Origin of the sequence: Pontitalea aquivivens (assembly GCF_046507575.1) — a bacterium.
Lineage (GTDB): Bacteria > Pseudomonadota > Alphaproteobacteria > Rhodobacterales > Rhodobacteraceae > Pontitalea > Pontitalea aquivivens.
Map to the genome: position 1 here is coordinate 1 of NZ_JBKFEY010000014.1, position 20,315 is coordinate 20,315.

Genomic DNA, 20,315 nt, shown 5'->3' on the forward strand with positions numbered 1-20,315 from the left:
GCCCCGGGGGGGGGGGGGGGGGGGGGGCCCGCCCCCGGGGGGGGGGGGGGGGGCCCCCCCCCCCCCCTTGCCCCCTGTGCCAAAAACCCTGACCTGCCCTGCTTCAGCCGCGCGCCCGGCTCACAGCGCGGTCCAGCCCCCGTCGACCGAAATCGTCGTGCCGGTGATCTGATCGGCGGCGGGCGAACACAGGAACACCGCCGTCCCGCCCAGCTGTTCCACGGTCGCGAACTGCTTGGACGGCTGGCGATCCAGCATCACCTTTTCGATCACCTCGTCGCGGCCCATGCCGTGGGTTTTCATCTGATCGGGGATCTGCGCCTCGACCAGCGGCGTCAGCACATAGCCCGGGCAGATCGCATTGGCGGTGACCGGCTCGCGCGCGGTTTCCAGCGCCACGGTCTTGGTCAGCCCCACGATGCCATGCTTGGCCGCGACATAGGCCGACTTGTAGGGCGAGGCCGTCAGCCCGTGGGCCGAGGCCACATTGATGATCCGCCCCCAGCCGCGCGCCCGCATCCCCGGCAGCGCCGCCGCCGTGGTGTGGAAGGCCGAGGTCAGGTTGATCGCGATCACCGCATCCCATTTGTCCACCGGGAACTGGTCCAGCGGCGCGACATGCTGGATACCGGCATTGTTCACCAGAATGTCGCAGCCCCCCGCCGCCGCGATCAGCGCGCGGCATGCCGCGCCGTTCGACATGTCGGCCTGGATGTAGCGCGCGTTCACGCCGAATTCTGCGCCAAGCGCCTGCGCCAGGGCGTGATCCCCGGGCCGGTCGGTGAAGGAGTTCAGCACCACATCCGCGCCCGCGCGCGCCAGTTCGCGCGCGATGCCCAGGCCGATCCCGGAATTGGACCCGGTGATGATGGCGGTCTTGCCCTTCAGCGTCATGTCTTTCTCCTCGTGACGGAACGGCCCGACAATAACCGTTCACGCGCCCGCGTCCATGCCCCGCCTGGGTCGCGGGAACCGGGGCATCAAAACCGGGGGCATCAAAACCGGGGGCCGCAAAACCGGGGCGCCAAAAAAAACGCCCGCACAAGGCGGGCGTTAAGTCATGAGGCAGGTTTCATACAGGCAAGAAACCTATCGAGCAGTGCTATCCTTATACGCCCTTGTTCGCGGCCCTCCAAGGGAAAAGTTTGCGCATCCCCCCCGGCCCCGTTAGCTTGACGCCTGAAAATACAGACAAACCGGGGATTGTTGCGATGCTGCACAGGGTGTTTTTCCGCGGCCTCAGGCTGGCGGCGCTGGCGTTTGGCCCTGTGTTTCTTGGCCTGCCCGCGATCTCCGGGCCGGCCACCGCCCCGACGCACGGCATTGCGATGTATGGCGCGCCCGCGCTTGGCCCCGATTTCCCGCATCTGCCCTACGCCAACCCCGACGCGCCCAAGGGCGGGCGCATCCGCATGGGCGAATCGGGCAGCTTCGATTCGCTCAACCCCTGGGTGCTGACCGGGCGCGCCGCGACGGGTATTTCCGCCTATGTCACCGAATCGCTGATGGGCCGCAGCCAGGACGAACCCTTCACCCTTTACGGCCTGCTGGCCGAAAGCGTGGCCACCGACCCCGCGCGGTCATGGGTGGAATTCACCCTGCGCGCGGGCGCGCGGTTTTCCGATGGCAGCCCCGTCACCGTCGAGGACGTGATCTGGAGCTATCAGACCCTGGGCACCCAAGGTCACCCCCGTTACCAGAACGCCTGGGGCAAGATCGCGTCGGTCGACCAGACCGGGCCGCGGTCGGTCCGCTTCACCTTTGCCGAACCCGACCGGGAACTGGCGTTGCTGATGGGTATGCGCCCGGTGCTGAAAAAGGCGCAATGGCAGGGCAAGGATTTCGCCAATGCGACGCAAGAGGTTCCGGTGGGGTCCGGGCCCTATATCATCGACCGGGTCGAGATGGGCAAATACATCACGCTACGGCGCAATCCCGACTGGTGGGGCCGCGATCTGCCCTTCAACCGCGGCCAGCACAATTTCGATGAACTGCGCTGGGACTATTTCGGCGATGGCGGTGTCGTGTTCGAGGCCTTCAAGGGCGGCGAGATCGACACCTGGCGCGAAACCAATGCCGCGAAATGGGCGCGCGACTATGGCTTTCCGGCGGTTACCCAAGGGCGCGTGCTGAAATCGGAAATCCCGCATCGGCGCCCCTCGGGGATCGCGGGGCTGGTGTTCAACACCCGTCGCGCGGTCTTTGCCGATTGGCGCGTGCGCGAGGCGCTGACCCTGGCCTTCGACTTCGAATTCATCAACGCCACGCTGAACGACGGGTCCGACCCGCGCATCACCTCCTATTTCTCGAATTCCGCGCTGGGGATGCGCCCCGGCCCCGCCGAGGGGCGCGTGGCGCAGCTGCTGGAACCCTATGCGGCCGAGCTGATCCCCGGCGTGATCGAGGGCTATGATCTGCCCCGGTCCGATGGCTCCGGGCTGAACCGCGCCAATGCGCGCAAGGCGATGCGCCTGCTGGAAGAGGCGGGCTGGTCGGTCGGCGGCGATGGCGTGCTGGCCGATGCGGCGGGCCGGCCCTTTCGCTTTGACATCCTGCTGATGCAGGGCGCGGCCGAGGTGCAATCGGTCGTCGACATCTATGTCGAGGCGCTGAAACGGCTGGGCGTGTTCCCGACCGTGACCACGGTCGACGATGCGCAATATCAGGCCCGCACCGGCAGCTATGATTTCGACATGGCCTGGTATACCCGCGCGCTGTCGCTGTCGCCGGGCAATGAACAGATGCTGTATTGGGGCGCGCGCGGCGTGACCGAGCCGGGCAGCCGCAACTGGATGGGCATGAACGTGCCGGCCGCCGGGGCGATGATCCGGGTCATGCTGGAAACCGGTGATCCGGCGGAATTCACCGCCGCCACCCGCGCGCTGGACCGGATCCTGACCGCAGGACGCTATGTGATCCCGGGCTGGTATTCGCGCGTGTCGCGCATCGCACATATTCGTGAACTTCACTTCCCGCAAACGCTTCCGCTATACGGGGATTGGCCGGGCTTTCAGCCCGATGTCTGGTGGTATGAGGCCGAGCAATGAAGAAACTGTTTCTTGTCGCGATGATCGCCGTTCTTGCGGGCTGCAACACGGTGGCGGGCGTGGGTGAGGATGTCTCGTCGGGGGCGCGCTCGGTCCAGAGCTGGTTCTGATCCGATTTTGCTTGCACCCGCGCCACAGGGGCGCAAACTGAATATCAACCGGGCGCACCGGGCGGTATCTGACGGCCCGCGCCATCCCGGCCCGCAAGCGGAGGACCCCGATGAAATGGCATCACGTCCAGGAAAACTGGCCTGCCTTCTATGAGGCGATCATCGATCGCTGGCCCGAAGCCGATGAAAACGATCTGGACGGGATCGACGGCGACCAGCGCGCCTTCGTCGCCTATATCGCCGAACTGAGCGGCCAGGAACCCGCCGATGCGCGCGAGGAGATCCGTGAATGGCTGGCGGGCGAATTGCCTTCGGACGTGGTGATGGACCCGCGCCATGATGACCATTCGATCCGGCTGTCCGCGAAATTCGTGGGCGAGGGCGAAGATGAATATGATGACGATTCGCGCTTTGGTGACGATCGCGACCGGGGCTGAGGTCGCGGTCTGGCGCGGATGCCGGGGGTCAGGGGGGCGCTGCCCCCCTCGGGCTTGCGCCCTCACCCCCCGGGATATTTTCGCAAAGCCGAAAGGGGCAGGATCGCGGGGGCCCGGGCGAGGGTTGCAACCGCGCGGGCGCGGGCGTAGCAGTAAGCATGCTTTCCGTTCATGCCGATCCCACACCCGCCCCCGCCTGTTCCGCGCCGTTCAATATGGCCGCGGATGTGCTGGCGCGCGCGCCCGATCTGGCCCGGAAATCCGCGATGCAGATCCTGCGGCCCACGGGGGCGGAACGCTGGTCCTATGCCCGGCTGGAGGCCGCGGTGCGCGGCGCGGGCAGCGGGCTTCTGGCGGCGGGGCTGGTGCCGGGCGACCGGGTCTTGCTGCGGTTGGGCAATGTGCCGGAATTTCCGGTGGCCTTTCTGGGCGCGATCGCGGTGGGGCTGGTCCCGGTGCCGACATCGTCACAACTGACCGGGCCCGAGATCACCGCCCTTGCCGCCGGGATCGCGCCTGCGGCGGTGATCGCAGGCGCGGAAAACGCCCTGCCCGACCATCCCGCGCGCGTCATCGACGAGGCGGCCCTGCGCGGTTTTGAGGCGCTGGCACCGGCGGACTATGCGATGGGCGACCCGGACCGGCTGGCCTATATGGTCTTTACCTCGGGCACATCGGGGCGGCCGCGCGCGGTGATGCATGCCCATCGTGCGATCCGGGCGCGGCGGATGATGCATCAGGGCTGGTATGGCCTGACCGAGGCCGACCGGCTGCTGCATGCGGGCGCCTTCAACTGGACCTATACGCTGGGCACCGGGCTGATGGACCCCTGGTCGGTCGGTGCGACCGCGCTGATCCCGGGGGCCGGGGTTGCGGGCAATCAGCTGGCGCTGTTGTTGCGCCGGTTCGATGCGACGCTGTTCGCCGCGGCGCCGGGTGTCTTTCGTCAGATCCTGAAGGACCACCCCCACCTGCCCCTGCCCCGGTTGCGCCATGGCCTGTCCGCGGGCGAGGCCCTGCCCGACAGCATCCGCGCGGCCTGGACCGCGGCGACCGGCACCCCGATCCATGAGGCGCTGGGCATGTCGGAATGTTCCACCTTCATCTCTGGCAGCCCGACCCGGCCCGCGCCTGCGGGCTGCGCGGGTTATCCGCAGCCCGGACGGCATGTGGCGGTGCTGGATGGCGATGGCGTGCCGGTGGCGCGCGGCAAGCCCGGCGTTCTGGCGGTGCATCGCAGCGATCCGGGGCTGTTCCTGGGGTATTACGGGCAGGATGCGGAAACAAAATCGCGCTTTGGGGGCGATTGGTTCCTTACAGGCGACACTGTGGCCATGGGGCCGGATGGCGCGATCCGCTATCTGGGCCGCGACGATGACATGATGAATGCCGGCGGCTACCGCGTGTCCCCGCTGGAGGTCGAGGCCGCCCTTGCCCGCCACCCCGACGCCGGAGAGGTCGCCGCGATCGAGATCCGCGTGAAGGCCGATGCCAGCGTCATCGCCGCCTGCTATACCGGCACCGCCACGCCCGGGGTTCTGGCCGCGCATGCGCAGGGCTGCCTTGCGCGCTACAAGCAGCCGCGCATCTTCCGCCATGTCGCGGCAATTCCGAAAAACCCCAACGGCAAGCTGAACCGCCGCGCCTTGAGGGAGGGCTGGGATGAGCCTTGATCTGTGGCTGGTCTTTCTTCTGGCCTCGGTCGCGCTGTCGCTGACGCCGGGGCCGAACGCGCTGTTGTGCCTTGATCACGGGGCGCGCTACGGGCCTGGCCGGGCGGTCTTTACCGCGCTTGGATCCTGCCTTGCCATGGTGGCGATGGTGGGGGCCACGCTTCTGGGGCTTGGCGCGCTGATGCTGGCCTCGGAAACCGTGTTCACCGCGATCAAATGGGCGGGGGCGGCCTATCTGTGCTATCTTGGTGTCCAGCTCTGGCGCCAGCCGGGGTTTTCCGCAAGCCCCCTTCCGGGCGCCGCGCGCCACATGATCACCCGCCGCAGCGCCTTCACCAAGGGCGCGCTGGTGATGCTGTCGAACCCCAAGACCATCCTGTTCTTCACCACCTTCCTGCCGCAGTTCCTGACCCCTGCGGCGCCGCTTTTGGGGCAGTTCGTGATCCTGGCGGCGACGCTGGGGCTGGTGGAATTCGCGGTCGAGCTGATCCTGGCCGCCACCGCGGGGCGCTGCGCTACCTGGCTGTCGCGCCACGGACGGGCCTTCAACCGCATCACCGGATCGGCCTTCATCGGCATCGGCGCGATGGTGGCGCTGTCCACGAAAGGGAATGCATGATCACGCTTGATATCTTCGCCGACCCGGTCTGCCCCTGGTGCCTGATCGGAAAGGCCCGGCTTGACCGCGCGCTTGAGGCGCGGCCCGATCATCCCTTCGCCATCGCCTGGCATCCGTTCCAGCTTAACCCCACGATGCCGCAAGGGGGGATGAACCGCGCCGATTACCTTGAGGCGAAATTCGGCCGCGAAGGCGCGGTGCGCGCCCATATCCCGGTGCTCGATGCGGCGAAGGAGGTGGGGATCGAGATCGACCTTGCCGCGGTCACGCGGATGCCCAACACCCGCGATGCGCACCGCCTGATCCACTGGGCAGGGCTTGAAGGCCGTCAAAGCGCGATGATCGCCGCCCTGATGCGGGCCTATTGGCGCGAGGGACGCGATATCGGCGATGCCGCCACCCTGGCCGATCTGGGGGCCGGGGTCGGGATGGACCGGGCCGTGATCGCCCGCCTTCTGGCCAGTGACGCCGACCGCGACACTATCGCCGCGCGCGAAGCCCATGCCCGCGAACGCGGCATCCGCGCGGTGCCGACCTTCATCATCGCCGATACCCATGTGATCGAAGGCGCCCAGCCCACCGACCTGTGGCTGCGGGTCATCGACGATCTGGCAGGGCAAGGCGCATGAACGATCCGCGCCGCCTGTCGCTGCCCGAATTCACCGCGATGCTGGCGATGCTGTTTGCCACCATCGCCTTTTCCATCGATGCGATGCTGCCCGCCCTGCCCCGGATCGGGGCCGAGCTTTCGCCCGATGCGATCAACCGCGCGCAGCTGATCCTGACAGCCTTCATGCTGGGCATGGGCTTTGGCACCTTTCTGGCCGGGCCGATCTCGGATGCGGTGGGGCGCAAGGCGACGATCACGGCTGCCTTCGCCATCTATATCGGCGCGGCGATCTGGGCGGTTCATGCCCAGACACTGGACAGCCTGCTGGCGGCGCGCTTCGTGCAGGGCCTGGGCGCGGCGGGCCCGCGGATCGTGTCGCTGGCACTGGTGCGCGACCTTTACAAGGGCCGCGAGATGGCGCGCGTCACCTCGATCGTGATGATGATCTTCATCCTGGTGCCGGCAATCGCGCCCTCGCTGGGACAGCTGATCATGGGGGTCACCGGCTGGCGGGGGATCTTCTGGGCCTTCGTGATCTTTGCCGCGCTGGGCATGATCTGGCTGAACCTGCGCCAGCCGGAAACCCTGCCCCGCCCGATGCGCCGTCCGCTGCGGCCAGGCCCCCTTTGGGCCGCGCTGCGCGAGGTGCTCGCCCATCCCGAGGTGCGGCTTTACACGCTGGTGATGACACTGGGCTACGGGCAGATGTTCGCGCTGCTGTCTGCGGCCCCGCAGCTGTTTGCCGCCTATGGCCAGGGGCCGGCCTTTGCGCAATGGTTCGCGCTGATGGCGCTGTTGTCAGGCGCGGGCACGGTGCTGAACGCACGTTTCGTGGTCCGGCTGGGGATGCGGCGCATCGTGATCGCGGCCTACCGGATGCAGGTGATCGCGGCCGGGCTGATGCTGGCGGGGCTGATCCTTGGCCTGCCCGCGGGCGCCCCCGCCTTCGCCGCGGTCTTTGTCTGGAGCGTGTCGCTCTTTTTCATGGCGGGCGTGACCTTCGGTAATCTGAACGCGCTGGCGATGCAGCAGATGGGCCATATCGCGGGCATGGCGGCCTCGGTCGTCTCGGCGGTCTCGACGGTGCTGGCGGTGGCGCTGGCCGCGCCGATCGGGCTGGCCTTTTCCGGCACGGCCACGCCACTGGTGCTGGGGGCGCTGATCTGTTCGGGGCTGGCCTGGGCCCTGATGCGGCGCACGATCGACACCAACTGACGGCGCGCCCTTCTTCTTGGCCCAAATACTCCCGCCGGAGGCATCCGCCTCCGCCACGGGCGGCCCCGGCTCGGATGAAGGCGATCAGCTCGCCCCGGCCTTTTTGCCCGCCACCACCTTTTCCGCCAGGTCGCGGGCGATGGCGAAGGCGCCCCTGATCCGGTCGGCGTCGGTTCCCCAGTCGCGACGGACCACGATCTTGTTGCCCTGGATCTTTGCCGTGCCGCGCTGCGCGGTGAGATATTCCACCAGCCCCGCGGGGTTGGGAAACTTGTCCATATGGAACTGCACGGTCGCGCCTTTCGGCCCCGCATCCATCCGCGCGATATGGGCGCGCTTGCACATGGCCTTGATCCGCACCACCAGCAAAAGCGTGTTCACCTCTTTCGGCAGGGTCCCGAAGCGATCGATCAGCTCGGCGGCAAAGCCCTCAAGCTCGACCTTGGTCGTCAGCCCCGACAGCCGGCGATACAGCCCCAGCCGCACATCCAGATCGGGGATGAACGCCTCGGGGATCATCACCGGCACGCCAAGGTTGATCTGGGGCGACCATTCGCCCTCACCCGCGGCTTCGGTCAGCTCGCCCGATTTCAGCCTGGCGATGGTTTCCTCCAGCATCGCCTGGTAAAGTTCATACCCCACTTCCTTGATATGGCCGGATTGTTCCTCGCCCAGCAGGTTGCCCGCGCCGCGCAGGTCCAGATCCTGGCTGGCAAGGCTGAACCCCGCGCCCAGGCTGTCCAGGCTGCCCAGCAGCCGCAACCGCCTGGTCGCCTGCGGCGTCAGCGGCAGGCGCGGCTTGGTCGTCAGATAGCAATAGGCCCGCGTCTTGGCCCGGCCTACGCGCCCGCGGATCTGGTAAAGCTGGCTTAGCCCGAACATGTCGGCGCGGTGGATGATCATCGTGTTGGCGGTGGGAATATCCAGACCCGATTCCACGATGGTCGTGGCCAGCAGCACATCGTATTTGCCATCGTAGAAGGCGTTCATCCGGTCGTCCAGATCGCCCGCCGCCATCTGGCCATGCGCCGTGACAAAGCTGACCTCGGGCACATGACTGCGCAGGAAGTCCTCGATTTCCGCCAGATCGGTGATACGCGGCACGACGTAAAAGCTTTGCCCGCCGCGGTAATGTTCGCGCAGCAGCGCCTCGCGGATGGTGACCGCGTCGAATTCCGACACATAGGTGCGGATCGCCAGGCGGTCGACCGGCGGGGTGCCGATGATCGACAGGTCGCGCACGCCGGTCAGGCTTAGCTGCAATGTGCGCGGGATCGGCGTGGCGGTCAGCGTCAGCACATGGATTTCGCTGCGCATTTCCTTCAGCCGTTCCTTGTGGGATACGCCGAAATGCTGTTCCTCGTCGATGATCAGCAGGCCGAGGTTGCGAAACCTTACCGCCTTGGCCAGCACCGCATGGGTGCCGATGACGATGTCGACCGTGCCATCGGCCAACCCCTCGCGCGTCTTCGCCGCCTCCTTGGCGCTGACAAAGCGCGACAGCGGGCGCACGGTGATCGCGGTGCCGCGGAAGCGGTCGGCAAAGGTCTTGTAATGCTGGCGGGCCAGCAGCGTGGTGGGCGCGATCACCGCGACCTGCACGCCCGATTGGGCGGCGACAAAGGCCGCGCGCATCGCCACCTCGGTCTTGCCAAAGCCCACATCGCCCACGATCAGGCGGTCCATCGGATTGCCGGCGGCCAGATCGGCCACCACATCCCCGATCGCGGTCATCTGGTCGTCGGTCTCGGTATAGGGGAAGCGGGCGGCGAAGGATTCCCATTCGTGATGCGGGGCTTCCAGGATCGGGGCGGCGCGCAGGTGGCGTTCGGCGGCGATCCGCATCAGGCGGTCGGCGATCTGGCGGATGCGTTCCTTCAGCCGCGCCTTCCTGGCCTGCCAGGCGCCGCCGCCCAGCTTGTCCAGCAACCCTTCCTCGTGGCCATAGCGGCTGAGCAGTTCGATGTTTTCCACCGGCAGATACAGCCGGTCGCCCCCCGCATATTCCAGCGCCACGCAATCATGCGGCGCGCCAAGCGCGGTAATGGTTTCCAGCCCCTTGTAGCGGCCCACACCGTGATCGACATGAACCACCAGATCGCCGGGCGACAGGCTTTGCGCCTCGGTCAGGAAATTGTCGGCCTTGCGTTTCTTGCGGGGCTGGCGGATCAGCCGGTCGCCCAGCACGTCCTGTTCGGAAATGACGGTCAGGCCCCCGGCCTCAAAGCCCTGATCCAGCGGCCAGATCGCAAGGCCAAGACCCTTGATGGCGCGGGCATCGCTGATCGGGGTGGCGCCGGAAAGCCCCTCATCCTCCAGAAGACCCTTCAGACGTTCACGCGCGCCTTCCGACCAGGAAGCGATGACCACATCGCCCTGTTGAAGTCGCGCTTGAATATGGTCCTTCAAGGCGCCGAAAAGGCTTATGTTTTCCAACTGACGTTCCGGCGCGAAGGATCGCCCGATCCGTCCGCCCGCATCCAGCACACCCGGGCCAGGCGGGGCGCGCAGCACCTGCAGGCGCACCACGCGGCGCGGGGCCAGCGCCCCGGTCCAGCCAGCCTGATCCAGATACAAAAGATCGGGCGGCGCGGGTTTGTAGACCGTATCCACCCGGTCGCGGCGCGTCATCGCCTCGCGCCGTGTGTCATACTGGTCGGCGATGCTGTCCCAGCGCGCCTGCCGCTGCGGCTCGATCTGGTCATCCAGCATCACCGAGGCCTCGGGCAGATAGTCGAAGATCGTCTCCAGCCGGTCGTGGAAAAAGCCCAGCCAATGTTCCATGCCCGCATGCTTGCGGCCCGCGCTGACGGCTTCATACAGCGGATCCCCGGCCCCGCCCGCGCCGAATTCCACGCGATAGTTCTGCCGGAACCGGGTGATCGCGGCCTCATCCAGGATCACCTCGGACACGGGGGCCAGGTCTACCGCCGTCAGCTTTTCCGTCGTGCGCTGGCTGACCGGATCGAACCGGCGCGCGCCATCCAGCACATCGCCGAACAGGTCCAGCCGCACCGGCCCGCCTTCGCCCGGCGGAAAGATGTCGATGATCCCGCCCCGGATCGCGTAATCGCCCGGTTCCGACACGGTCGAGGCCGGGCTGAACCCCATGCGGACCAGAAAATTCTTCAGCCCCGCCTCATCGATCCGCCCGCCGACCCTGGCGGTGAAACTGGACGCCGCCAGCACCGACCGCGCCGGCACCCGCTGCATCGCCGCCGACAGCGTGGTCAACAGGATGAACGGCCCCGGCAGGCCCGCCTGCAACGCGGCCAGCGTCGCCATCCGCGTGGCCGAGATGTCGGGATTGGGCGAAACCCGGTCATAGGGCAGGCAGTCCCAGGCCGGAAAGTTCAGCACCACGGCCCCGGGGGCAAAGAAGGCCAGGGCCGCGCGCATCGCCTCAAGCCTGCGGTCGTCGCGTGCCACATGAATGACCGGACGGCCGCGGGCCAGTTCGCGCGCCACCAGTGTCGCATCAAAGCCCTCGGGGGCGCCGGAAAGAAGAACGTGATCCATCATCGCCCCGAGGTATCCGCCTGCAAGCCGAAGTCAACCCGTTGCGCGGTCCTGCGCGCTATTGAAAGCTGGCAATGCGCAGGTTTTGCAGCATTCCCCAGAAGGCGGTGACCGTGATCGCCAGCATCCCCACCACCTGCACCATCAGCCGGTGGCGGATCAGCGCGCGGGCCAGCGCCGCGGGCGGCAGGGTATCCGCGGTCAGGGGCGCCTCAAGGCGGTGGGCGGTGCGCAGGCTCAGTACCGCGACCAGGGTCATCGGCGCCAGGATCAGAAAGATGGCCTGGGCGAATTCGACCCGATAGTGAAACCCCAGAAGCGCCAGCGAACTGAGCGCAAAGCCCGCCACCAGCGACAGCGCCATCCCGCCCTGCCGCCCGAAGCGCAACAGCCGCGCCACATGCAGCCGCGTCATCGCCACAAGCTGTGCCCCGGCCTCATCCCGGGCACCCGCATCCGCGCGCAGGCGGCGCAGGCGCAGCACCATGTCGAACGGCACCCCCAGCACCCAATGCGAGGCCATCGACCAGCACGCGGCCAGCGCGATCCAGTACCACAGGCTTCGGAAAGATCGCATGTCGATCAGGTTGAAGATCGTTTCGGTCACGCTCACGGGCGGGCTTCCTTGCTGCTCTGGTGCCAGACTAAACCGATTGTCCGGCCCGCGAAACTGTCTTCGCGCGACAATCCGCGCCGCAATGCCGCCCCCGCCCCCCTTGAGCCGCGCGCCGATCCATGCGACCCAAGGCCAAGCCAACCCGAACGCCAGATCCCAGCGGAGCGAAGCCATGCACCCGATCCTGCCCCCCTTCCCCCAGACCCGCCTGCGCCGGATGCGCCGCACGCCCGCGCTGCGCGATCTGGCCCAGGAACACCGGCTGGACGTCAAGGACCTGATCTGGCCGATCTTCATCACCGACGTGCCCGGCGCGGATGTCGAGGTATCCTCGATGCCGGGCGTGGTGCGGCGCACGCTGGACGGGGCGCTGCGCGCCGCCGAAGAGGCGGCCGAACTGGGCATCCCGGCGATCTGCCTGTTTCCCTATACCGATCCCGCGCTGAAAACCGAAAGCTGCGAAGAGGCCTGGAGCCCGGACAACCTGTCCAACCGCGTGATCCGCGCGATCAAGGCCCGCCTGCCCGAGGTCGCGATCATGACCGATATCGCGCTGGACCCCTATAACGCCAACGGCCATGACGGCCTGGTGAAGGATGGCGTGATCCTGAACGATGAAACCGTTGAATGCCTTGTGAAAATGGCGCTGGCCCAGGCCGATGCCGGGGCCGACATCCTTGGCCCCTCGGACATGATGGACGGGCGTATCGGGGCGATGCGCAACGCGCTTGAATCCGCGGGCCACACCGATGTGACGATCCTCAGCTATGCGGCGAAATATGCCAGCGCCTTCTATGGCCCGTTCCGCGATGCTGTAGGGGCGTCCGGCGCGCTGAAAGGCGACAAGAAGACCTATCAGATGAACCCCGCCAATGCCGATGAGGCGATCCGCCTGGTGGCACGCGACCTGTCCGAAGGGGCGGATATGGTGATGGTCAAACCCGGCATGCCCTATCTGGACATCTGCCGCCGGGTCAAGGACGCCTTCGGCGTGCCGACCTTTGCCTATCAGGTCTCGGGCGAATACGCGATGATCGCGGGGGCCGCGCGCAATGGCTGGATCGACGGGCCGCAGGTGATGATGGAAAGCCTGCTGGCCTTCAAGCGCGCGGGCTGCGACGGGGTGCTGACCTATTTCGCCCCCGATGCCGCACGCACCCTGCGCGCGGGCTAGGGCGGCGGGCTTTGGCCATCCCGGATCAAGACCAAGTGACAGCGCCCCATTTCTGCCCTATAGATAGGGGTGAACGGGCCGCGACAAGGCCCGATGATTGAGCGGAGCAGCAACATGACACAGATTTCCAGACGAAGCCTTCTGGCAATGGGCGGCGCGGGTCTTGGGCTTGCGGCCTGTGGCAATGGCATCGGCAATCAGGGCGCGGCACGGCTGGATGCGCGGGTCGATGCCACCCGCGACTATCTGCTGCAGCGTTATCCCGGCACGCAGGATTTGATGGGCAAGGCCAGCGGCATCCTGTACATGCCGCTGATGACCGAAGCCGGCTTTGGCATTGGCGGTGCCTATGGGCGCGGCGCGCTGCGCATCAACAACGTGACGGTGGATTACTATTCCGCGGCCTCGGCCTCGGTCGGGTTCCAGATCGGCGCGCAGCAATATGCCCATGCGCTGTTCTTCATGACACCCGAGGCGATGGCCGATTTCCGCCGTGCGGATGGCTGGGAACTGGGCGCGGATGCGCGCTACGCCTTGCCCGACCGTGGCGGCGCGATCGGCGCGGCCACCACCACGGCCCTGGCCCCGGTGATCGCGCTGGTCTTTGGTCAGGCCGGGCTGATCGCCGGCGCAAGCCTTGCAGGCACCAAATACACCCGCATCATTCCGTAAGGATTTCATATAGATGGCGCGCGATCTTCGCGCGCCGCATCAACCCTGTCAGCCACCCAGGATCACGCGGACGTAATTCGTCGTCTCGCGGTAAGGCGGAATGCCGCCGTGTCTGGCCACCGCCTCGGGGCCGGCATTATAGGCCGCCAGCGCCAGACGCCAATCGCCAAAGCGATCATACATCATCCGCAGATAGCGCGCGCCACCGTCCAGGTTCTGACGTGGATCGTTTGCGTCCACCCCCAGCCTGGCCGCCGTGCCCGGCATCAGCTGCGCCAGCCCCATCGCCCCCTTGTGCGACCGCGCCCCGGCATTCCAGCCCGATTCCTGCTGCACCAGGCGCAGGAACAGATCCTCGGGGATGCCATGCCTGATCGCCGCCGCCCGCGCCATCGACAGGTATTCCCCGCGATAGCGCCCCGCATAGCCCGGGATCGACACAGTCCCGGTCCCGGTCCGGGCGCCTTTGGGTTTCAGCCGGTCCGAGGCGGAATATTGCGACGACAGCCGCGTATCCAGAAGCCGGGTCTGGTTGCGAAACAGCGTCTGGCGCGATTTCGACGACGCCCCTGTCAGCGAAAGCCCTTCGGCCCGCGCCACACCCGATCCGACCGCAGGCGCCAGCCCGATGGCCAGCCCCAGAAGCACCACGCCCGACACTCTGCGCATCCCGCCCCCCGTCCGATACCCGTAACCGTCCGATACCCGTAACCGTCCGAAACCCTTACAGACCGGACCGCACTATACCCCGATCCGCGCGCCGTGGGAAGCACCGGCCCGGGGCCCTTTTTTACCCCGGACAGGTGCTCTATACCGAATGCTTGGGGCAGATTCGGCACAGCCGGTCCGCCAGGGCACATGACCGTTGCGGAGGAATGCATGGCAGGTTCGGTGAACAAGGTGATTCTGGTCGGCAATCTGGGCCGCGACCCCGAGGTCCGTTCCTTCCCCAACGGCGGCAAGGTCTGCAACCTGCGCATCGCAACGTCGGAAAACTGGCGTGACAAGGCCACGGGCGAACGCAAGGAACGCACCGAATGGCATTCGGTCGCGATCTTTTCCGAACCGCTGGCCCGCATCGCCGAACAATATCTGCGCAAGGGATCCAAGGTCTATATCGAGGGCCAGCTGGAAACCCGCAAATGGCAGGATCAGTCCGGCGCCGACCGCTACACCACTGAAATCGTGCTGCGCCCCTACCGGGGCGAGTTGACGCTGCTTGACGGGCGCGATGGCGGCGGTCAGGGCGGTGGCTATGGCCAGGGCGGTGGTGGCGGCGGCGGCTATGACGATCCGCAAGGCGGCTATGGCGGCGGTCAGGGCGGTTATGGCGGTGGCGGACAACAGGGCGGCGGCGGCGGCCGTCGCTCGGACATGGATGACGAAATCCCGTTCTGATCCCCCCCCCGGGGGATCACGCAGACGGGCGATCCCCCGCCCCCTGCCGGCGGCGGATGCCGTCGCGGCCTCTCACACACCACCGGGACCAAAGCGCATCGACCGGGCCCGGGCAAAGCCAACCGCCGCGCCGCCGGCCTGCGGCAGGGCGCTGCGTGAATGTCTGGTTCATCTTGCCGAAAATACCTCGGGGGTCCGGGGGCAGCGCCCCCGGCCTGTCCGGTCCGCCGCCTCAGCCTGACTTGCGCAGCCGCGCGATCAGCGATGAGGTATCCCAGCGACCGCCGCCCATCTTCTGCACATCCTTGTAGAACTGATCGACCAGCGCGGTCACCGGCAGGCTGGCGCCGGTTTCATTCGCGGTGGCCAGACAAATCCCCAGATCCTTGCGCATCCAGTCCACCGCAAAGCCAAAGTCAAAGCGGTCCTCGGCCATCGTCTGGTAGCGGTTCTGCATCTGCCAGCTTCCGGCCGCGCCCTGGCTGATCACCTCGACCACGTCCGGGATCGACAACCCCGCCTTTTCGGCGAAATGCAGCGCCTCGGACAGGCCCTGCACCAGACCCGCGATGGCGATCTGGTTGCACATCTTGGTCACCTGCCCCGCGCCGCTGTCGCCCAGGCGCCGGCAGATCCTGGCATAGGCGGCCATCACCGGTTCGGCCGCGCCATAGGCCGCCGCATCGCCCCCGCACATCACCGACAGCTGGCCATTCTCGGCCCCCGCCTGCCCGCCCGAGACCGGCGCGTCGACAAAGGCCAGCCCGCGCCCGGCCGCCGCCGCCGCCAGTTCGCGCGTGACCCTGGCCGACACCGTGGTGTGATCGACAAAGATCGCGCCGGGCTTCATCCCCGCGAAAGCCCCCTGATCGCCCAGGCAGACCGCGCGCAGGTCGTCGTCATTACCCACGCAGGCCATCACGAAATCGCAATCGCGCACGGCATCGGCGGGCGTGGCCGCCCATTGCCCGCCGTGGCGTTCCACCCAGGCCCCGGCCTTGGCCGCGGTGCGGTTGTAGACCGTCACCTCATGCCCCCTGGCGGCCAGATGCCCCGCCATCGGAAAGCCCATTACCCCAAGCCCCAGAAACGCCACTTTTGCCATTGTCCATCCTCCGCTGCCGCGCCAAAGGCGCGTTGAACATTTTCCTTGCCTGACTTAGTAACGCCTGCGCCCCCGCCGTCAACCGCCGGGCGGCAGGTTCCGACTGGATGGGGGCAAGGCACGATGTTCACGGTGTTCCGCTGGCTGGTCCGCATCGTTTCGGGCGCGCTTCTTCTGGGGATGCTGGCGGGGATCGGGATCTGGTATTTCGCCGCCAGATCCCTGCCCGATTATGACGAAACCCATGCCGTTACGGGGCTTTCGGCGCCGGTGGAAATTGTCCGTACCACCGAAAACGTGCCCCATATCTTTGGCGCGCGCGATGAGGATGTGTTCTTCGCCCTTGGCCTTGCCCATGCGCAGGACCGGCTGTGGCAGATGACGGTGCTGCGGCGCACCGCGCAGGGCCGCCTGTCCGAGGTGTTTGGCGAACGCACCCTGCGCACGGATGAACTGATGCGCCGGCTGGACCTGTACGGCCTGGCCAGCCGCGCGGTGCCCGCGCAGGATGACGCCACGCAAGCCGCCCTTGCCGCCTATGCCCGCGGCGTCAACCAGTGGATCGAGCTGGTGAACACCGGCGCGCGCGGCCGCGGCGCGCCGGAATTCTTCCTGTTCAATGCGGAAATCGCCTATTGGACCCCGGCGGATTCGCTGGCGATCCTGAAACTGCTGTCGGTGCAGCTGTCCAGCCAGATCCAGGATGAGGTGCTGCGCGCCCGTGTCTCGGTTCTGGGGCAGGACCGGGCGCGCGACCTGATGCCGCTGGTGCCGGGGCCGGGCGTGGCCGCCCTGCCCGATTACGCGCAGATCTTCCCCGGCCTGCCGCGCGATGTGAAAACCGCCAATTCCGATCCGGTATTGTCGCCCTTTGCCCCGCGCGGTCTGGGCGGGGCGTCGAATGCCTTTGCCGCGGCACCGGGGCGGTCGGCGGCGGGCGGGTCCCTTTTGGCCAATGACCCGCATCTGGGCCTGTCGGCACCCTCGATCTGGTATCTGGCGCGGCTGGAACTGGCCTCGGGCGGGGTGATCGGCGGCACGATCCCGGGCATTCCGCTGGTGCTGACGGGACGCAATGCGCGGCTGGGCTGGGGCGTGACCTCGGCCTATGTCGACGATCAGGACCTGTTCATCGAGGAACTGAACCCCGCCGATCCCGAACGCTATCGCACGCCCCAGGGCTGGAAAGCGTTTGAAACCCGCCGCGCGATCATCCAGGTCAAGGATGCGGCCCCCGTCACCGTCACCCTGCGCTGGACCGACAATGGCCCGGTGCTGCCGGGGGGGCATTTCAACCTGGCTTCGGTCACGCCGCCCGGCCATGTCGCCGCGCTGTCCTGGACGGCGCTGTGGGAAGGCGACACCTCGATGAGCGCGGGCATGACCCTGATGCGCGCGGGGCGCGTGGCCGATGCGCTGGAGGCCGCCGAACGCTTCATCGCGCCCGCGCAGAACCTGACGCTGGCCGATCAGGACAGCGTGGCGATGGTCACCGTCGGCGCGATCCCGAAACGCGACCCCGCCCACGCCACCCAGGGCCGCATGCCCGCCCCGGGGTGGGAGACGCGGAACCGCTGGCAGGGCCGGATGGATTTCGCCACCAATCCCCGCTTCATCGACCCGCCGGGCGGGATTGTGATCAACACCAACAACAAGACCGTGGACCGGCCCTTCCCCGACCATGTGGCGTTCGACTGGGGCGACAGCCAGCGCGTGCAGCGCGCCACCCGCCTGATGGGCGAGCGTGAAGTGCACAGCCGCGAAAGCTTTATCGCGGCGCAGCTGGATACCGTCAGCGCGGCGGCGCGGGGCCTGCTGCCGCTGGTCGGGGCCGATCTGTGGTTCACCGGCCCCCCCGCGCCGGATGGCACCCCGGAACGGCAACGCCAGCGCGCGCTGGAATTGCTGGCGGCCTGGGATGGCGAGATGAACGAACACCTGCCCGAGCCGCTGATCTATGCCGCCTGGATGCGCGCGCTTCAGGCCCGGCTGATCCGCGACGAACTGGGCCCGCTGGCCGCCGAATTCACCCATATCGAGCCCCTGTTCATCGAGCGCGTGTTCCGCAACACCGACGGCGCCGCGCGCTGGTGCGACGTGATGCAATCAGCCCCCGTCGAAACCTGCACCGACATCGCCCGCCTGGCGCTGGATGAGGCGCTGCTGGATCTGTCCGCGCGCTATGGCGCGGCGGTCGAAAGCTGGCGCTGGGGCGATGCGCATCAGGCCCGCCACGACCATGCCGTACTGGGCCAGGTGCCGGTGCTGAACTGGGTGGTGAACATCCGCCAGTCGACCTCGGGCGGGGATTTCACCTTGCAGCGCGGCAAGACCTCGGGCCGTGACCCCGACCCCTTCACCAATGTCCATGCCGCGGGCTATCGCGGGGTTTACGATTTCGCCGATCCCGACAGTTCCGTCTTCGTGATCGCCACCGGCCAGTCCGGCCACCCGCTGTCGCGCCATTATGACGATCTGTCCGAACTGTGGCGGCGGGGCGAATATGTGCCGATGTCGCTGGACCCGGACCTTGCGCGCGCGGCGGCGGCGGGGATCACGCGGCTGGTGCCGCGGGGGGATTAAAGCTCGCGGAAGCGGCCTTCCTGGCTGCGGGTCCAGCGCAGGGACAGATGCCAGCCGTCATCCGTCTGGGTTTCGGCCTGCACCACGCCCTGATCGTGCAGCCAGGCGCGGCGGCGGCCTTCGGCAAAAGGCAGATCAAGGATCGTTTCGACCTTTTCCTCGGCCAGCCGCGCCTCGATCGCGTCCAGCAACGCGGGCACCCCCTCGCCCGACAGGGCGGACACGGCCTGGACATCGCCGCGCCGGGCATCGGTGGCCAGGATCGCCGCGCGCGTGTCGGGCGACAGCGCGTCGATCTTGTTCCAGACCTCGATCAGGGCCACATCCTCATCCACGCCCAGCGATTCCAGAATGTCGCCGACATCGGCGGCCTGTTCCTCGGTTTCCGGGTGGGAAATGTCGCGCACATGCAGGATCAGATCGGCCTCCAGCACCTCTTCCAGCGTGGCGCGGAAGGCCGCGACCAGTTCGGTCGGCAGATCGGAAATGAAGCCCACCGTATCGGACAGGATCACCTTGCGCCCGGACGGCAGGATCAGGCCCCGCATCGTCGGGTCCAGCGTGGCGAACAGCATGTCCCTGGCCATCACATCGGCGCCGGTCATGCGGTTGAACAGCGTGGATTTGCCCGCGTTGGTATAGCCGACCAGCGCCACAACCGGGAACGGCACCTTGCGGCGCGCGGCGCGGTGCAATTCGCGCGTTTTCACCACCTTGCCCAACTGCCGGCGCAGGCGGATCATCTGTTCGTCGATGGCGCGGCGGTCCGCCTCGATCTGGGTTTCGCCGGGCCCGCCGACAAAGCCCAGCCCGCCGCGCTGGCGTTCCAGATGCGTCCAGGCCCGCACCAGCCGCGTGCGCTGATAGGACAGCGCGGCCAGGTCCACCTGCAGCACCCCTTCGCGGGTGCGCGCGCGGTCGGCAAAGATTTCCAGGATCAGCCCGGTCCGGTCCAGAAGCTTGACGCCCCATTCCTTTTCCAGGTTGCGCTGCTGCACCGGCGTCACCGGACCGTCGACCAGCACCAGATCAACCTCGGCCGCAGTCAGGCGCGACTTCAGTTCGTCCAGCTTGCCGGTGCCGAACAGATGGCCCGGATGCGGCTTGGCCAGGCGCACGACCTCGGCGCCCACCACCTCAAGGTCCGGCAGGGCGGCGGCCAGGGACACGGCCTCGGCCAGGCCATGTTCCGGCAGCCTGCGGGCCTGCGCGGCCTTCAGGTCGGGATGCAGCACCCAGGCCCGCGTGGGCCTGGCGCGAGAGGAAACCGGATCGCTCAGTCTTCGCCCTCATACAAGGAAATCGGCTGGCCGGGCATGATCGTGGAAATCGCATGCTTGTAGACCAGCTGCGACTGGCCATCGCGGCGCAGCAGGACACAGAAATTGTCGAACCAGGTGATCACGCCCTGCAGCTTGACCCCGTTGATCAGGAAAATCGTAACCGGAACCTTCGTCTTGCGGACGTGATTCAGAAATGCATCTTGCAGATTCTGTTTGTCGGCAGCCATTGTTCTTATGCCTTTTTCTTCTATTCT

At 67.3% G+C, this 20,315-nt stretch carries 18 protein-coding genes; 11 read left to right on the top strand and 7 right to left on the bottom strand.

The window, feature by feature from the left end; all coding sequences use genetic code 11:
- Nucleotides 1-120 precede the first annotated feature (120 nt).
- Nucleotides 121-894 carry a 3-hydroxybutyrate dehydrogenase gene (locus ACK8OU_RS13735; protein WP_410303990.1) on the bottom strand — a complete coding sequence of 258 codons (774 nt, stop codon included), beginning with the start codon at nucleotides 892-894 and terminating at the stop codon, nucleotides 121-123.
- Between the two features lie 317 nt (nucleotides 895-1,211).
- Between ACK8OU_RS13735 and ACK8OU_RS13740 the strand changes: the two genes are divergently transcribed.
- The 7 genes from ACK8OU_RS13740 to ACK8OU_RS13770 all read left to right on the top strand — a co-directional run bounded on the left by ACK8OU_RS13740 (nucleotide 1,212) and on the right by ACK8OU_RS13770 (nucleotide 7,711).
- Nucleotides 1,212-3,047, top strand: a complete 1,836-nt coding sequence (locus tag ACK8OU_RS13740) for an extracellular solute-binding protein (RefSeq protein WP_410303991.1) — start codon at nucleotides 1,212-1,214, stop codon at nucleotides 3,045-3,047.
- Entirely contained in the window at nucleotides 3,044-3,157 is a 114-nt protein-coding gene (locus tag ACK8OU_RS13745; protein WP_410303992.1) for an entericidin EcnA/B family protein, read from the top strand. The genes ACK8OU_RS13740 and ACK8OU_RS13745 overlap by 4 nt, the downstream gene beginning before the upstream one ends.
- Before the next feature lie 110 nt (nucleotides 3,158-3,267).
- Nucleotides 3,268-3,594: a hypothetical protein gene (locus ACK8OU_RS13750; protein ID WP_410303993.1), complete on the top strand. Its 327-nt coding sequence runs from the start codon at nucleotides 3,268-3,270 to the stop codon at nucleotides 3,592-3,594.
- Between the two features lie 158 nt (nucleotides 3,595-3,752).
- Nucleotides 3,753-5,267 carry a class I adenylate-forming enzyme family protein gene (locus ACK8OU_RS13755; RefSeq protein WP_410303994.1) on the top strand — a complete coding sequence of 505 codons (1,515 nt, stop codon included), beginning with the start codon at nucleotides 3,753-3,755 and terminating at the stop codon, nucleotides 5,265-5,267.
- Nucleotides 5,257-5,886 carry a LysE family translocator gene (locus tag ACK8OU_RS13760; protein WP_410303995.1) on the top strand — a complete coding sequence of 210 codons (630 nt, stop codon included), beginning with the start codon at nucleotides 5,257-5,259 and terminating at the stop codon, nucleotides 5,884-5,886. The genes ACK8OU_RS13755 and ACK8OU_RS13760 overlap by 11 nt, the downstream gene beginning before the upstream one ends.
- Nucleotides 5,883-6,515: a DsbA family oxidoreductase gene (locus tag ACK8OU_RS13765; protein WP_410303996.1), complete on the top strand. Its 633-nt coding sequence runs from the start codon at nucleotides 5,883-5,885 to the stop codon at nucleotides 6,513-6,515. Before ACK8OU_RS13760 ends, ACK8OU_RS13765 begins: the two co-directional genes overlap by 4 nt.
- A complete protein-coding gene (locus tag ACK8OU_RS13770; RefSeq protein WP_410303997.1) occupies nucleotides 6,512-7,711 on the top strand; it encodes an MFS transporter in 1,200 nt (399 codons plus the stop codon). The genes ACK8OU_RS13765 and ACK8OU_RS13770 overlap by 4 nt, the downstream gene beginning before the upstream one ends.
- 84 nt (nucleotides 7,712-7,795) lie before the next feature.
- Here the strand turns inward: ACK8OU_RS13770 and mfd are convergent, their stop codons facing one another.
- Together mfd and ACK8OU_RS13780 are read right to left on the bottom strand one after the other, a co-directional pair.
- A complete protein-coding gene (mfd, locus tag ACK8OU_RS13775) occupies nucleotides 7,796-11,230 on the bottom strand; it encodes a transcription-repair coupling factor (protein ID WP_410303998.1) in 3,435 nt (1,144 codons plus the stop codon).
- 58 nt (nucleotides 11,231-11,288) lie between these two features.
- Nucleotides 11,289-11,843 (bottom strand): component of SufBCD complex, encoded by a 555-nt coding sequence (locus ACK8OU_RS13780; RefSeq protein WP_410303999.1) that lies wholly within the window; start codon nucleotides 11,841-11,843, stop codon nucleotides 11,289-11,291.
- A gap of 175 nt (nucleotides 11,844-12,018) precedes the next feature.
- On the opposite strand from ACK8OU_RS13780, the gene hemB reads away from it, so the two are divergent.
- Both hemB and ACK8OU_RS13790 read left to right on the top strand, forming a co-directional pair.
- A complete protein-coding gene (gene hemB / locus ACK8OU_RS13785; protein ID WP_410304000.1) occupies nucleotides 12,019-13,020 on the top strand; it encodes a porphobilinogen synthase in 1,002 nt (333 codons plus the stop codon).
- A gap of 114 nt (nucleotides 13,021-13,134) precedes the next feature.
- The gene (locus ACK8OU_RS13790; RefSeq protein WP_410304001.1) at nucleotides 13,135-13,692 is read left to right on the top strand and encodes a lipid-binding SYLF domain-containing protein; all 558 of its coding nucleotides are present in this window, start codon (nucleotides 13,135-13,137) and stop codon (nucleotides 13,690-13,692) included.
- A gap of 48 nt (nucleotides 13,693-13,740) precedes the next feature.
- Here ACK8OU_RS13790 and ACK8OU_RS13795 read toward each other — a convergent pair whose 3' ends face one another.
- Complete coding sequence (locus ACK8OU_RS13795) at nucleotides 13,741-14,361, bottom strand: lytic transglycosylase domain-containing protein (RefSeq protein WP_410304002.1); 621 nt, start codon at nucleotides 14,359-14,361, stop codon at nucleotides 13,741-13,743.
- Between the two features lie 210 nt (nucleotides 14,362-14,571).
- On the opposite strand from ACK8OU_RS13795, the gene ssb reads away from it, so the two are divergent.
- Nucleotides 14,572-15,090, top strand: a complete 519-nt coding sequence (gene ssb, locus ACK8OU_RS13800) for a single-stranded DNA-binding protein (RefSeq protein WP_410304003.1) — start codon at nucleotides 14,572-14,574, stop codon at nucleotides 15,088-15,090.
- Between the two features lie 232 nt (nucleotides 15,091-15,322).
- On the opposite strand, the gene ACK8OU_RS13805 is transcribed toward ssb, so the two are convergent.
- On the bottom strand, nucleotides 15,323-16,195 hold the full coding sequence (locus ACK8OU_RS13805) for an NAD(P)-dependent oxidoreductase (protein ID WP_410304004.1): 873 nt from the start codon (nucleotides 16,193-16,195) through the stop codon (nucleotides 15,323-15,325).
- Nucleotides 16,196-16,318: 123 nt separating this feature from the next.
- On the opposite strand from ACK8OU_RS13805, the gene ACK8OU_RS13810 reads away from it, so the two are divergent.
- Nucleotides 16,319-18,778, top strand: a complete 2,460-nt coding sequence (locus ACK8OU_RS13810; RefSeq protein ID WP_410304005.1) for a penicillin acylase family protein — start codon at nucleotides 16,319-16,321, stop codon at nucleotides 18,776-18,778.
- Here the strand turns inward: ACK8OU_RS13810 and hflX are convergent.
- Together hflX and hfq are read right to left on the bottom strand one after the other, a co-directional pair.
- Nucleotides 18,775-20,058, bottom strand: a complete 1,284-nt coding sequence (gene hflX / locus ACK8OU_RS13815; protein WP_410304057.1) for a GTPase HflX — start codon at nucleotides 20,056-20,058, stop codon at nucleotides 18,775-18,777. The genes ACK8OU_RS13810 and hflX overlap by 4 nt on opposite strands.
- Entirely contained in the window at nucleotides 20,055-20,288 is a 234-nt protein-coding gene (gene hfq / locus ACK8OU_RS13820; RefSeq protein WP_107323454.1) for an RNA chaperone Hfq, read from the bottom strand. Before hfq ends, hflX begins: the two co-directional genes overlap by 4 nt.
- Between the last annotated feature and the right edge of the window lie 27 nt (nucleotides 20,289-20,315).